Genomic DNA, 13015 nt, shown 5'->3' with positions numbered 1-13015 from the left:
GGCCCCCGGGTCCGCCCGGGCCGCCCGGCGCCTGGGAGGTGGCGGAACCGCGGCCCGAGCCGCCGTTGTCGGTCAGCGCGTACACGCCGACACCGATGCTGGCGAGCACAACGACGGCTGCCGCCACGGCTATCCCGACCCGCAGCCCTCGCCCTCGGCCGGCGGGCGGAGGTATGGCGGGGTAGGCGGGATATCCGAGAGCGGCCGGATAGCCCGTGCCGGGCGGATACCCGGCACCGGTCGGATACCCCGGGGCTCCCGGGTGTCCGGCGCTCGTTGGATACCCCGGGGCTTCCGGTTGTCCGGCGCTCGCCGGATACCCCGCGGCTTCCGGGTGTCCGGCGCTCGTCGGATACCCCGGGGCTTCCGGTTGTCCGGTACTCGTTGGATACCCCAGGGCTCCCGGTTGTCCGCTACTCGCCGGATACCCCGAGGTTCCGGGGCCGGACGGCTCTCCGGCCGCCCCTGGTTGTCCGGAAACGCCCGGGGATCCCGAAATGCCCGGGGCTCCGGCGCCGGTCGGATTCCCGGCGGCTCCCGGTGTCCCGGCGTCAGTCGGCTGCCCCGCTTCCGGCTGTCCCGCTCCCGGCTGTCCCGCTCCCGGCTGTCCGACGCCGGTCGACTGCCCGGCGTCAGCCGGATTCCCCGCGGCTCCCGGTGTCCCGGCATCAGCCGGCTGCCCAACGGCACCGGGATGCCCCGCGGGCGACGTGTCCCCCGCGGGCGACGTGTCCCTCGCGGGTGACGTGTCCCCCGCGGGCGCCGGATCCCCCGACGGCGTCTCACCAGGGGCCGGATCCGTCGGGGAGGCCTCCGTCGTCGGCGGCTGCGTGGGGGGACCCCAGATCGCGGCCGGGTCCGCCGGACGGATGCGGTCCGTCCAGGTCTTGCCGTCCCACCAGCGCACGGTGGCGGGCCCGTCACTTTTCTGTCCGGGGTCGGGGTACCACCCGGGAGGAGTCTCCTGCGTCATGCCCCCACCGTATGAGGCGTCGGTGAAAGTGGCATGAGAGGAGCCGACCGGATCGCGTCAGTCCAGCAGCAGACGCGTCGGACTCCGGTCGGCCGGCGGGGGAAGCCGCAGGCCCCTCCCGGCCCGGGGTCACCGACCCGGGCACGCTCGGACGCCGGGCACCGGTGCTCGCGGGCTCGGTGCCGGGCAGGCCGTGCAGCGTCAGGAACCCCAGGACCGCGAAGGCGTAGGCCTCCTTCGCGTCGGACGGCAGCCCGAGTTCGTCCGAGGTGCCTACCGCCACCCCCGGCAGCAACTCCCCGAGCATCCCCATCAGCACCGGGTTGCGGGTCCCGCCGCCCGAGGCGACGACCTCCGCGCGCGGGGAGGCGTCTCCCGTGCCGCCTCCGCCACGAACGCCGGCGTCTCGTCCAGCCGCAGCCTCAGCCACAACGCCACCAGCCCCAGCGACAGCGTCAGCAGGAACGGCAGCCGCCAACCCCACGATCCCAACTGCTCCTCCGCCAGCACCGTGGCGAGCAGTGCCGCCACCCCGCACCGGTCAGCAGCCCCAGCGCCACGGTGAACGACTGCCAGGCCCGTACAGCCCCCGCCTGCCCGGCGGCGCGAACTCCGTCATCACCGACACCGCCCCGCCGAACTCCCCACTCGCGGACAACCCTTGGAGTACCCGCAGGAAGGTGAGCAGCCAGGGTGCCACCGCACCCGCCCGCGCGTAGGTCGGCAACGCGCCGATCAGTGTCGTCGCGACCGTCATCAGCGTGATCACCAGGATCAGCACCGGACGCCGGCCGACCCGGTCGCCAGGGCGGCCGAAAAGCGCCGCCCGACGGGCCGGAAGGAAAACACCGGCGCGAACGACGCGTACGTCTTCACCAGCCCCTCGGCCTCGCTGCCGCCCTCCGGCGTGCAGAACCGCGCCGCGGTGACGTCGCGAAGTAGCCGTAGACACCGAACTCGTACCACTCGATGAGATTGCCCACCGCCCCCGCGACCAGCCCGGCGGCCGCGCCGTGTGTCCCGTTCCTGGTGATTGAGCGTCATCTCCCGTGCTGCCGCCCGGCGTTGACGCGAACGCGGCTGGTGGCGGGCCGGTCGCGTCGTCCGGCCGTGCCCCGTGTCACCCGTCACGGGCAACAGGTGCCCGGTCCGCCCTGCACTCGGGCAATCGGAGGACTACGCTCGACGTCTGTACGTCGTTCGGGCGACTTGGGAGGTAGCGGGATGACGGAGGTACGGCCCACGGCCGGCGCCTCGGCTTCCCTGTGGGAGCGCGACGAGGAAGTCGCCGCCGTCGCGCGGGCGGTCGACCGCCTGTGCGCGGACCGCTCCTCGGCCGGCGGACTGCTGGTCTTCCGCGGCGAGGCAGGACTCGGCAAGACGGCGCTGCTGGCCGAAACCCGCCGCATCGCCGAGGCGCGCGGCTGCACGGTCTGGTCGGCGCGCGGCGGCGAGACCCTCAGGTCGGTCCCCTTCAACGTGGTACGGCAGTTACTGCAACCGGCGCTGGTGTCGATGCTGCCGGAGGAGGCACGCGAGTACCTCGGCGACTGGTACGACATCGCCGGCCCCGCCCTCGGGATAGCGGACCCCGGCGACCGGCAGGCCGACCCGCAGGGCGTGTGCGACGGCCTGGTCGCCGCCGTGCGCAGGCTCGCCCGCCGGGAGTGGCCGCTGGTGCTCCTGATCGACGACGCCCACTGGGCCGACCAGGAGACCCTGCACTGGCTCGCGGCGCTCGCCGAGCGCCTCGACGAGATGTCCGTCCTGGTCGTGGTCACCCGCCGCCCGGGCGAGGTCTCCGGCGCGAGCGCCCGGCACCTCGACACCGTCGCCGCGGCCGCGGACGGCCCCGTCACGACCCTCAGCGCCCTCACCCCGGAGGCCACGGCCGGACTCACCCGCGCCACCCTGGGCGAGCACGCCGACGCGGCGTTCTGCCGCGAGGTCTGGGCCGTCACCGCCGGCAACCCCTACGAGACCGTCGAACTCCTCGCCAAGGTGCGCGACAGCGAACTCCAGCCGGTCGAGGCCAGGGCCGGGGAACTGCGCGAGCTGAACCGCTCGGCCCGCGGCGGCGGCCTCGTCGCCCGCCTGGAGGAACTCGGCATCGACGCCACCAGGTTCGCCTGGGCCGCCGCCATCCTCGGCACCGGCATCTCCATCGACCTGGTCGCCAAGCTCGCCACCCTCAAGCCCGACGAGGCCCGCCGCTGTGCCGAACTGCTGCGCACCGCCCGCATCCTCACCGCCCCCGACCCGACGACCGGCCGCACCGGCGAAGGCGACCTGGAGTTCGTCCACCCGCTGATCGCCACCGACGTCTACAACTCCATCCCCGACGCCCTGCGCACCGCCATGCACGGCATCGCCGCCCGCATCGTCACCGACGAGGGACACGGCGCCGCGGCCGCCGCCCGCCACCTCCTCGAAGTCCACCCGGACGACGACGAGGAACTCGTCGAGCAGCTGCGCGAGGCGGCCCGCGAGCACCTCGCCGTCGGCGCCCCCGACGCCGCCCGCCGCTGCCTGGAGCGCGCCCTGAAGGAACCGCCCCGGCCCGAGACACACCCGCACGTGCTGTACGAACTGGCCGAGGCCACCTTCCTGACCGCGCCCGCCCGCACCATCAGCCAGTTGCGGGCCGCGCTCGGCATGCCCGGCCTCGACGGCGACAAACGCGTGGACGCAGTCTTCCGGCTCTCCCAGGCGCTGCTCCACAACGACCAGTTGGAGGAGGCCGTCCGCACGGTCGAGGCGGAGGCCGCCCGGCTCCAGCCCGGTCCCGCCCGGATGCGGCTCCAGGCCGTGCACTTCATGTGGGAGGGCCTCCACGCCGGCGAGGCCACCTCACCCGACCGCTCCCGGCGGCTCGCCGACCTCGCGAGCACCTGCACCGGCCGGGACAACTCCGAACGCGCGCTGCTCATCCTGCGCGGCTTCGACGCCCTGATGCACGGCGAGAACGCCGAGGAGGTCGCCGAACTGTGCGACCGGGCCCTCGTCAACGGCCGCCTGGCCCCCGGGCTCGGCTGGACCGACACCGAGTGGGGCATCGAACTGCTGCTGATGCTGGCCAACGCGTACGCCTTCACCGACCGCCTCGACCGCGCCGAGACCCTCTACAACGAGGCCCTGCGCGCCTACGAGATGGCCGGCTGGAGCGGCGGCCACCTCGCCCTGGCCCACGCCTACGTCGGGCTCGGCCACCGCAGGCGGGGCCGGCTGAAGGACGCGGAGGCGTCCCTGCGCGAGTCGCTGCGCCTCGCCGAGCGCGTCGGCCGCCGCCTGCCCCTGTACTGGACCGCGACCTGCAACCTCGTCGACACGCTGCTCGCCCGCGGCCATGTCGACGAGGCCTGGGAGGTCGCCGAACGGTACGGCTTCGCCCCGCCCTACCCCTCCACCATCGTCCTGCCGGACCCGCGCTCGGTACGCGGCCGGCTGCTGCTCGCCGTCGGCCGCACCAAGGACGGCGTCAACGAACTGGAGGCCGCGGAGAAGGCGGCGGCGGCACGCGGGCACCACAACCCCATGCTCGTCCCCTGGGCGGCCGACCTCGCCCGGGCCCTGGCCACCGAGGACCCCGCCCGCGCCGCCCGGCTCGCCGTGGACGTCCGCCGCCAAGCCGAGCGCTTCGGCACGGACACCGCCATAGGGGAGGCCCTGCGCTGCGCCGCCGCCCTGGAGACCGGCCAGCGCGCGGTCCGCCTCGCCGCCCAGGCCGTGACCTACCTGGAGTCGTCGCCCTGCCAGTACGAGCACGCGGCGGCCCGCATCGAGTACGGCATCGCCGCCCGCTCGACGGCCGACCTCGCCCGCGGCCTGGACCTGGCGGTCTCCTGCGGCGCGGACGGACTGGCCGAGCGGGCACGGGCGGCACTGGAGGCGGATGCCGGACCCGGGTAGCTCAGGCGCCGAGCAACTGGTCGGTCACCGCGGCGAGTCGCTTGCGCACCCCGGGGTCGTACGCCGCCTCATGGGCCCGTGCCGGGCTCGTCCCGTCGAAGTACCGGCCGCTGCCCAGGTCGCGGGTGGCCAGGGCGAGCACACCGGCCGCCCCGTCGGCGACCGTGTTCCACGGTGTGACGTCCGCCTCGCGGACCATCGCCGTGTCCATGTAGGTCGCCGGGTGCAGCACGTTCACCGAGACGCCGGTGCCGTCCAGTTCCTCGGCGAGCGCGAAGGTGTGCGCGGCGAGCGTGAACTTGCTGCGGCAGTACGCCGACACGCCGTCGTAGCCGCGGCCGAACTCGGGGTCCTCGACGTCGAGGGGTTCCTGACCTGCCGAACCGACGTTGACGATCCGCGCCGGCGCGTTCGCCCGCAGCACCGGCAGCAGGGCCCGGGTCAGCACGACCGGCGCCAGATAGTTCACCGCCAGCCGCAACTCGTGCCCGTCGGCGCTCAGCTCACGGCCCGCACCGGGCGCCCCGAACCCCACGCCCGCGTTGTTGACCAGCACGTCGAGCTCGGGATGCGCGTCGGCGACGTGCCCGGCCAGCTCACGCACCTGCGCCAGCGAGGCCAGGTCGGCGACGAACGCCTCGGCGTCCCCCTCGGCGCGCAGTTCCCCGGCCAGCCGCTCGGTGCGGCCCGCGTCCCGGCCGTGGACGAGGACGACATGCCCGGAGCGGACGAGTTCGAAGGCGACGTACCGGCCGAGCCCCGAGGTGGCTCCGGTGATCAGGATGGTGGACATGCCCCCACCGTAGGCACGCCGGGCGGCCCGGAGCGAGCTGCCGTCGGACCTACGACCGGCAGGGACACCCTCCGGCGCCCACGAGGCGCTCCGGCGTCTACGAGGCGCCGTCCTCCTCCGCCAGCACCCGCTGGGCCGCAGCGAACGCCGAGTTCGCCGCCGGCACCCCGCAGTACACCGCCGTCTGGAGCAGCACCGCGCCGATCTCCTCCGGCGTGAGCCCGTTGCGGCGGGCCGCCCGGACGTGCATGGCCAGTTCGTCGTAGTGGCCGTGCGCGACCAGCGCGGTGAGGGTGATCATGCTGCGCTCGCGGCGCGACAGCGTCGGGTCGGTCCAGATCTCGCCCCAGGCGTAGCGCGAGATGAAGTCCTGGAAGCGTGCCGTGAACGGGGTCTGCCGGGCCTGCGCCCGGTCGACGTGCGCGTCGCCGAGCACCTCGCGCCGCACCTCCATACCGCGCCCGGCGGGCCCGTCGAAGTGCGCGCGCAGCGCGGTCAGTACCGCCTCGGGGCACTGCGCGGGCGCCAGGTGCGAGGCGCCCGGGATCTCCACGAGCGCCGCGCCCGGCACGGCGTCGGCGATCTCCCGCAGATGCGCGGGCGGCGTCGCCGGATCGTCCCGTCCGGCCACCAGCAGGGTCGGTACGGCGATCTCGGGCAGCCGGTCCCGCAGATCGAACGCGGCGAGCGCGTCACAGCAGGCGGCGTACGCGTCCGGGTCGGTGCGACGGTGGTCGTCCACCAGCTCCGGCACGGTGAACCCGGCTGTGAACCAGCGCGCGTCCGCACTCTCCACCAGCCCGGCCAGCCCTTCCCGCCGCACCAGCGCGGCCCGCTCCTCCCAGGGCTTCGACCCGTTGAAGTGCGCGGAGGAGCAGATCACGGCGAGGGACGACAGCCGCTCCGGGCGGTGCACCGCGAGATGCAGCCCCATGGCCCCGCCCAACGACACACCCGCGTACGCGAACCGCTCGATGCCGAGCGAGTCGGCGAGCGCCAGCACCAGGTCGGCGAGGTCACCGACCGTCGCGCCCGCCTTGATGAGATCGGCCGCCGAGCCGCCGTGTCCCGGCAGATCCCAGCGGACCACCCGGTGGGCGATCGACAGCTCGGGGGCCACCTTGTCCCACAGGGCGTTCGACGTGCCGAGGGAGGGCCCGAGCAGCAGCGGGGGCGCGGAGGCGGGCCCTTCGGCACGGTGGTCGAGGAGTGTCAACGTCGCTCCAGAGCACGGTCGGTGAGGGCTCCGGCGGAGCCGGTGTAGTGGGTGGGATCGAGGTCGGCGTCCGCCAGCTCCGGAGCCTGATCCAGCGGGCGCCCCTCGGAGGCCAGCCGGGTCAGGAGTTCCTTGGCGCGGGCGCGGCCCAGCACCGGGGCCAGCTCGGCGGACAGCCGCTCGGAGACGATCAACCCGTGGGTGAGATCCAGGTGTTCGCGCATGACCTCGGGCCTGACCCGCAGTCCCTCCGCCAGCTCGGCGGCGTCCCGGGCGGCCCCGCCGGCCAGCCGCAGCAGGTCGCGCAGCGGCTCCCACTCCGCGTGCCAGGCTCCTGCCGGCCGCTCGTCCTCCGCCGCCATCGACCCGTACAGCGTGGCCGCGAGCTGCGGTGCCCGCCGCGCGGCGGAGGCGATGAGGGTGGACCGTACGGGATTGGACTTGTGCGGCATGGCGGACGAACCCCCGCCACTGCTCTCCGCGACCTCGGCGATCTCGGTGCGCGACAGGGTGAGGACGTCCACGGCGAGCTTGCCGAGCGCGCCCGCCGTGAAGGCGAGGCAGCCGGCGAGATCGGCGACGGGCGTCCGCAGGGTGTGCCAGGGCAGATCGGGTGCGCGCAGGCCGAGTTCACGGGCGTAGGCCGCCGGCAGCGCGGCCGGGTCGGTCGCGCCGTACGCCCCGAAAGCCGCCAAGGTGCCCGCCGCGCCCCCGAGTTGGGCGGGCAGCGAGTCCCTCACGGCCCTCACCCGGTCCCGCGCGTCGAGGACGAGCGCTCGCCATCCGGCCGCTTTCAGCCCGAACGTCGTCGGTACGGCGTGCTGGGTGAGCGTCCGCCCCGGCAGCGCGGTGTCACGGTGCTCGGCGGCCAGCCGCGCCAGCGCCCGTTCCGTGCGGCCGAGATCGGCGAGGACCAGGTCCAGGGTGCGCACCGCGACCAGCATCGTCGCGGTGTCCATGATGTCCTGGCTGGTCGCGCCCCGGTGGACGTAGGGGCCGTACTCCTCGCCGACGGCCTTCGTCAGCTCCGCGACCAGGGGGATGACGGGGTTGCCGCCCGCGCGGGCCCGCTCGGCGAGGGACCGGACGTCGAAGGCGCCGGCGCCGGCCGCCTCGGTCACCGCCGTCGCCGCCTCGGCGGGGGCCAGCCCCAGGGCCGCCTGGGCCCGGGTCAGCGCGGCCTCCGCGTCGAGCAGCGCCCGCAGATAGGCGTGGTCGCTCGTGGCGGACGCGGCAGCCGAACCGGCCCACCCGGGGGCGAGCAGGCCGGTGTCGCCAGGGGCAGCTGTCACTGGAACTCCAGGAAGACCGTCTCGCCTTCGCCCTGAAGGCGGATGTCGAAACGGTACGTGCCACCCGCCTCCGCCACGGCGATCAGCGTGTCGCGGCGCCCGTCCTCCAGCCGGGACAGCAGCGGATCGGCGGCGAGTACGGCATCGTCGCCCGGCAGGTAGATGCGGGTGTAGAGGTGCACGAGAAGTCCGCGCGCGAAGACGCACACGCTGATGTACGGGGCGCTCCGCCCGCGCGCGCCGGGCCGCAGTGTGCGCGCGTACCAGTGGCCGTTCGCGTCGGTCTGGATCCGTCCCCAGCCCGTGAACTCCACGCCGTTGCGCCCCAGGAAGCCGCCCGACGCCGGGTCGCGGCGCATCGAACCGTCCGCCGTCGGCACGTTGCCGTCCGGATCCGCGCCCCACAGCTCGATCAGGGCGTCGGGAAGCGGATCGCCCGCGCCGTCGGTGACGTACCCGTGCACGGTGACCGTGTGCGGATGCCCGAGGGGCGCGATGTCCTCGCCGCCGCGGAACGGCAGGGCATGGCCGTAGAACGGGCCGACGGTGTGCGACGGGGTGGGCAGCACGCTCTCCGGCCTGCTGGTGTCGATCTTCGTCATGGCAGGTCAGCGCCCTTCTTCGATCCAGGTGGCGTTCGGGCCGTCCAGCACGATGTCCCAGTGGTAGCCCATCGAGAACTCCGGCACCGACAGGCTGTGGTCGTACGTCGCGACCAGCCGCTGCCGGGCCGCGTCGTCGGTCACGGACTGGATGATCGGGTCGTAGGGGAACAGCGGGTCGCTCGGGAAGTACATCTGCGTCACGAGCCGCTGGGTGAACGCCGTGCCGAAGACCGAGAAGTGGATGTGCGCGGGCCGCCAGGCGTTGAGGTGCTGGCGCCACGGGTACGGGCCCGGCTGGATGGTGGTGAAGTGGTAGCGGCCCTCGTCGTCGGTGAGCGTGCGGCCCACGCCGGTGAAGTTCGGGTCCAGTGGGGCGTCGTGCTGCTCGCGCTGGTGGGCGTAGCGGCCCGCCGAGTTGGCCTGCCAGATCTCCACGAGCTGGCCGCGCACCGGGCGGCCGTCGCGGTCCAGCAGCCGGCCCGAGACGGTGATGCGCTCGCCGATCGGCTCGCTGTCGTGCTGCCGGGTGAGGTCGTTGTCGATCTCGGTGATGTCCCGCTCCCCGAAGGCCGGGGAGGCCAGCTCCACCAGCTCCGGGTCCTTGCTGACGTCGATCGTGACCGGCGGCTGCTTCGGGTGGCGGAGCACCGAGGAGCGGTACGGGGCGTAGTCGCGCCGCGGCTGGTGCTCGACGGGCCCGCCGTCGGCGAGCCGCTTCTCGTACGCGGCGCGCTCGGCCGCGATCTCCTGGTCGATGTCGTGCTGAGTGAGAGTCATGGGGTCCCCTGAAAGGTTCCTCGGGATCGTGCCCCGAAGGGGCGCGGGGCTGTTGTCGATGTGCGGCTCCGCCGCGCGGGCGCGACCAGCCACAGACAGGCTGCAGTCGCGCGGATCGCCTGGCGTTCCAGGACGAGGGCGGAGCCCTCCTCGTCGACGAGCAGCGCGGCCGCACTGTCGTTGAGCGGCGAGGCGTTGCCCGCCGTCACCGTGCCGCCGTCCGATCGTCCGGGCACACACCGGCCAGTGCGCCGTTGCAGCGGCCGATCGGCGCGCGGACCGCGTCGACGAGGTAGACGTCCTTCACTTCATGCCCTCCGGCACGGTCAGTTCGGCCTCCGTCTTGGCGGCGATCTCGGCGGCGGTCACGCCCGGCGCGGTCTCGACCAGGGCGAGCCCGTCGTCGGTGACGTCCAGGACGCCGAGGTCGGTGATGATCCGGTTCACGCACCCCTTGCCGGTCAGCGGCAGGGCGCACTCGGTGAGGATCTTCGGGGAGCCGTCCTTGGCGGTGTGCGTCATGACGACGATGACCGTACGGGCACCGTGCACGAGGTCCATCGCCCCGCCGATCCCGGTGATCAGCTTGCCGGGGATGGCCCAGTTGGCCAGGTCGCCCCGCTCGGACACCTGCATGGCACCGAGCACGGCCACGTCGATGTGTCCGCCCCGGATCATCGAGAACGACAGCGCCGAGTCGAAGAAGGACGCGCCCGGCAGGACCGTCACCGTCTCCTTCCCGGCGTTGATCAGGTCCGGGTCGACGGCGTCCTCGGTGGGGTAGGGGCCCGTGCCCAGGATGCCGTTCTCCGATTCGAGGACGACCTCGACGCCCTCGGGGAGGTGGTTGGGGATGAGCGTGGGCAGGCCGATGCCGAGATTGACGTACTGGCCGTCCCGCAGCTCCCGCGCCGCCCGGGCGGCCATCTCCTCGCGACTCCAGGCCATCAGGACCTCACCGTCCGCTGCTCGATCTTCTTGTCTGCCGCCTGCTCAGCGGTGAGCGCGAGCACCCGCTGCACGAAGATCCCCGGCAGATGCACCGCGTCCGGGTCCATCTCGCCGGGCTCCACCAGCTCCTCCACCTCGGCGATCGTGACCCGTCCGGCCATCGCGGCCAGCGGGTTGAAGTTCCGCGCGGACTTGCTGAAGACCAGGTTGCCGTGCCGGTCGCCCTTCGCGGCCCGGACCAGGGCGAAGTCGGTGCGGATGCCCCGCTCCAGCACGTACTCGGTGCCGTCGAACTCCCGGACCTCCTTCGCCGGCGAGGCCACCGCGACGCCCCCGGAGCCGTCGTAGCGCCACGGCAGCCCGCCCTCGGCGACCTGTGTGCCCACCCCGGCCGGGGTGTAGAAGGCGGGAATCCCGGCGCCACCGGCCCGCAGCCGCTCGGCCAGGGTGCCCTGCGGGATCAGCTCGACCTCCAGCTCACCGGCCAGGTACTGCCGGGCGAACTCCTTGTTGGCGCCGATGTAGGAACCCGTCACCCGGGCGATCCGGCCGGCGGCCAGCAGGACCGCCAGGCCCGACTCCATCGCCCCGCAGTTGTTGGAGACCACCGACAGCCCGGCCACCCGGCGCTCGTACAGCGCCCCGATCAGCACGTTCGGCACACCGCTCAGCCCGAAACCGCCCACCGCGAGCGACGCGCCGTCCGGGACGTCGGCCACCGCCTCCAGGGCTGTGGCGACCACCTTGTCCATCCGAGAAGCCCCATCTCTTCCGAGCGTCCCGACCCAGATTTAGTCAGGGCACTGAGTATTTCCGCGAAGCCTCCCTCACGCTGCCACCGGGACGGCAGGGCGTCAAGACCTGGGAGTATCGGCAGAAGGCGCCTCGCGCGGAAGGGCGGACAGCCCGGGAGTGGCCGGGTATTGTTCAGTGCACCAACGAAAACGAGCAAGGGGTGCACATGGCGGCGGCGGACCTCACCACCCACCCCGGGCACCTGGCCCGGCGGCTCCAGCAGGCGCACTACCTGCTGTGGAACACGATGGTCTCCGAGGAGATCACCTCGCCCCAGTACGCGGTCCTCAACACGCTCGTCGCCGAGCCCGGGCTGGACCAGCGCACGGTGGGGGAGCGGGTGGGTCTGGACCGGTCGACCATCGCCGAGGTGATCAGCCGGCTCGGCCGGCGCGGACTCCTCGACAAGGTCCGCGACCCGGAGGACGGCCGCCGCTTCCTGCTGCGCCTCACGGAGGAGGGCGTGCGCACGCACCGCAAGCTGACCGTGCGCACCGCCCGGATGAACCAGGTGTTCCTCGCCCCGCTGACCGCCGAGGAGCGGACGCTGTTCTTCCACCTCATCCGGCGTGTCGCGGACGCCGCCGAGGGGCTGCGCAACCCGGGGGAGTCTCTGGTGGCGCCCCCCTGACGGGCGCGGCCCGCAGGTCAGGACGCCTTGGCGTACACCACCCACACCTGGCCCTTCGCGAAGTTCACCGGTGTGCCGTCGCCGGTGGTGAACGCCGTGCCGTCCGTGGGGTCCGCGCGCTTCCAGTTCACGTCGTAGGCCCGTCCGTCGCGCAGCACCTTGGCCTTCCCGGAGCCCACCGTCTCGGTGTACGGCGTGTTGTTGCCCATGAAGTCGCGGAAACCCGACTCGCGCACCTTCACGTACTGCACGACGACCGTCGCGGCCGCCATCCGCTTCCCGTCGGCCGTCGTGGCGGGCGCGCCGTCCATGCCGACCAGCCAGCGGTCGCGGGAGTCCGACCAGGTGAAGGTGAAACGGGCCGCCGGGTAGCGCACCGTCTGCGAGGTCGTCGCCGTGCCGCCGACGGGGGCGGAGCCGTAGCGGAAGCCGGTGGTCAGGGCGGCCTGTCCCGGTGCTTCGGGGACGAGCCGCTCGGGCCGCAGATAGAGGTTGTGCGGGGCGGGCTTGCCGGAGCCGCGGAAGTAGGCCTCGGAGGCGCTGCCAGGCGTCTCCGCCCGCAGCGGGGCCCTGTCGATCAGCGGCAGGAGCTTCTTCTGCGCCCCGGAGAAAGCCAGAATGGGCCGGTCGAACTGGCGCAGCAGTTCCAGGTCCGACTCGCGTGCGCTGCGCACCGGCCCCACCGCCTCCGGCACCTGCGTCGCGTACACCGCCATCAGCCGGCTCAGCCCGCCCTCGACCTGCTCCGCGTACACGACGTCCGCGGCGTCGAGGCCGGTGTGCGGCCGGGCCGCGGCGGCGTTGTCGAGCTTGACGGCGAGCAGGGAGGGGCCGGTCGCCGCCGGCGTTGTGCCCCGCTCCGACGCGTCGGCGGACCCCCGTCCGTCGTCGCGGGGACCGTTCCCGCCGGTGCAGCCCGCCGCCAGGGCGGCCGTCACCGTGGCGGCCAGCAGCGCCGCTGTCGTCGCGGCGCGCCGACCGCGCGCCCCTCGTTCCCTGCCCACCGTCGCCACCGGCCTCATGTCATCGATTTGCCTTGATTGTGCACTTATATGTCCATCGGTGGCTATACC

The 13015-nt window shown here is 73.7% G+C and carries 11 protein-coding genes and 3 pseudogenes; 2 read left to right on the top strand and 12 right to left on the bottom strand.

Features of this window, described 5'->3' with window-relative positions; genetic code table 11:
• The 3 genes and pseudogenes from CA983_RS47860 to CA983_RS15105 form a co-directional block, all read right to left on the bottom strand.
• The coding region (locus CA983_RS47860; RefSeq protein ID WP_244206896.1) for a DUF2510 domain-containing protein at positions 1-973 on the bottom strand (973 nt) is incomplete at its 3' end.
• A 57-nt stretch (positions 974-1030) separates the two neighbouring features.
• A pseudogene (locus CA983_RS15110) lies at positions 1031-1325 on the bottom strand (anhydro-N-acetylmuramic acid kinase); the annotation flags it as partial.
• A pseudogene (locus CA983_RS15105) lies at positions 1310-2007 on the bottom strand (MFS transporter); the annotation flags it as partial. The pseudogenes CA983_RS15105 and CA983_RS15110, both read right to left, overlap by 16 nt.
• Before the next feature lie 190 nt (positions 2008-2197).
• Between CA983_RS15105 and CA983_RS15100 the strand changes: the two are divergent.
• A complete protein-coding gene (locus CA983_RS15100; protein WP_086601420.1) occupies positions 2198-4882 on the top strand; it encodes an ATP-binding protein in 2685 nt (894 codons plus the stop codon).
• A gap of 1 nt (position 4883) precedes the next feature.
• Here the strand turns inward: CA983_RS15100 and CA983_RS15095 are convergent, their stop codons facing one another.
• The 8 genes and pseudogenes from CA983_RS15095 to CA983_RS15065 all read right to left on the bottom strand — a co-directional run bounded on the left by CA983_RS15095 (position 4884) and on the right by CA983_RS15065 (position 11268).
• Positions 4884-5675, bottom strand: a complete 792-nt coding sequence (locus CA983_RS15095; RefSeq protein ID WP_086601419.1) for an SDR family NAD(P)-dependent oxidoreductase — start codon at positions 5673-5675, stop codon at positions 4884-4886.
• A 97-nt stretch (positions 5676-5772) separates the two neighbouring features.
• Complete coding sequence (gene pcaDC / locus CA983_RS15090) at positions 5773-6891, bottom strand: bifunctional 3-oxoadipate enol-lactonase/4-carboxymuconolactone decarboxylase PcaDC (protein ID WP_086601418.1); 1119 nt, start codon at positions 6889-6891, stop codon at positions 5773-5775.
• On the bottom strand, positions 6888-8183 hold the full coding sequence (gene pcaB, locus CA983_RS15085; RefSeq protein ID WP_086601417.1) for a 3-carboxy-cis,cis-muconate cycloisomerase: 1296 nt from the start codon (positions 8181-8183) through the stop codon (positions 6888-6890). The genes pcaDC and pcaB overlap by 4 nt, the downstream gene beginning before the upstream one ends.
• A complete protein-coding gene (pcaG, locus tag CA983_RS15080) occupies positions 8180-8785 on the bottom strand; it encodes a protocatechuate 3,4-dioxygenase subunit alpha (protein ID WP_086601416.1) in 606 nt (201 codons plus the stop codon). The genes pcaB and pcaG overlap by 4 nt, the downstream gene beginning before the upstream one ends.
• Before the next feature lie 6 nt (positions 8786-8791).
• The gene (gene pcaH / locus CA983_RS15075) at positions 8792-9565 is read right to left on the bottom strand and encodes a protocatechuate 3,4-dioxygenase subunit beta (protein WP_086601415.1); all 774 of its coding nucleotides are present in this window, start codon (positions 9563-9565) and stop codon (positions 8792-8794) included.
• Between the two features lie 139 nt (positions 9566-9704).
• Positions 9705-9792: pseudogene (locus CA983_RS45125) on the bottom strand (thiolase family protein); the annotation flags it as partial.
• 76 nt (positions 9793-9868) lie between these two features.
• Positions 9869-10513 carry a CoA transferase subunit B gene (locus CA983_RS15070; RefSeq protein ID WP_086601414.1) on the bottom strand — a complete coding sequence of 215 codons (645 nt, stop codon included), beginning with the start codon at positions 10511-10513 and terminating at the stop codon, positions 9869-9871.
• Positions 10513-11268: a CoA transferase subunit A gene (locus CA983_RS15065; RefSeq protein WP_086601413.1), complete on the bottom strand. Its 756-nt coding sequence runs from the start codon at positions 11266-11268 to the stop codon at positions 10513-10515. The genes CA983_RS15070 and CA983_RS15065 overlap by 1 nt, the downstream gene beginning before the upstream one ends.
• A gap of 209 nt (positions 11269-11477) precedes the next feature.
• Here CA983_RS15065 and CA983_RS15060 point away from each other — a divergent pair, with 209 nt between their 5' ends.
• Complete coding sequence (locus CA983_RS15060; protein ID WP_086601412.1) at positions 11478-11942, top strand: MarR family winged helix-turn-helix transcriptional regulator; 465 nt, start codon at positions 11478-11480, stop codon at positions 11940-11942.
• Positions 11943-11959: 17 nt separating this feature from the next.
• Here the strand turns inward: CA983_RS15060 and CA983_RS15055 are convergent, their stop codons facing one another.
• Positions 11960-12964 (bottom strand): DUF3048 domain-containing protein, encoded by a 1005-nt coding sequence (locus tag CA983_RS15055; RefSeq protein WP_086601411.1) that lies wholly within the window; start codon positions 12962-12964, stop codon positions 11960-11962.
• Positions 12965-13015 lie beyond the last annotated feature (51 nt).

The sequence above is a fragment of the Streptomyces swartbergensis genome (assembly GCF_002148965.1).
Taxonomy (GTDB): domain Bacteria; phylum Actinomycetota; class Actinomycetes; order Streptomycetales; family Streptomycetaceae; genus Streptomyces; species Streptomyces swartbergensis.
Note: the sequence above shows the minus strand (reverse complement) of the source record. Positions and strands in the feature narration are given on the sequence as shown.

What these genes read in the sequence shown, in the direction of transcription:
- CA983_RS15100 (WP_086601420.1), top strand. Translation starts at nt 2,198, where the DNA reads ATGACGGAGGTACGGCCCACGGCCGGCGCCTCGGCTTCCCTGTGGGAG.
- CA983_RS15095 (WP_086601419.1), bottom strand. Translation starts at nt 5,675, where the DNA reads ATGTCCACCATCCTGATCACCGGAGCCACCTCGGGGCTCGGCCGGTAC.
- pcaG (WP_086601416.1), bottom strand. Translation starts at nt 8,785, where the DNA reads ATGACGAAGATCGACACCAGCAGGCCGGAGAGCGTGCTGCCCACCCCG.
- pcaH (WP_086601415.1), bottom strand. Translation starts at nt 9,565, where the DNA reads ATGACTCTCACTCAGCACGACATCGACCAGGAGATCGCGGCCGAGCGC.
- CA983_RS15070 (WP_086601414.1), bottom strand. Translation starts at nt 10,513, where the DNA reads ATGGCCTGGAGTCGCGAGGAGATGGCCGCCCGGGCGGCGCGGGAGCTG.
- CA983_RS15065 (WP_086601413.1), bottom strand. Translation starts at nt 11,268, where the DNA reads ATGGACAAGGTGGTCGCCACAGCCCTGGAGGCGGTGGCCGACGTCCCG.
- CA983_RS15060 (WP_086601412.1), top strand. Translation starts at nt 11,478, where the DNA reads ATGGCGGCGGCGGACCTCACCACCCACCCCGGGCACCTGGCCCGGCGG.
- CA983_RS15055 (WP_086601411.1), bottom strand. Translation starts at nt 12,964, where the DNA reads ATGAGGCCGGTGGCGACGGTGGGCAGGGAACGAGGGGCGCGCGGTCGG.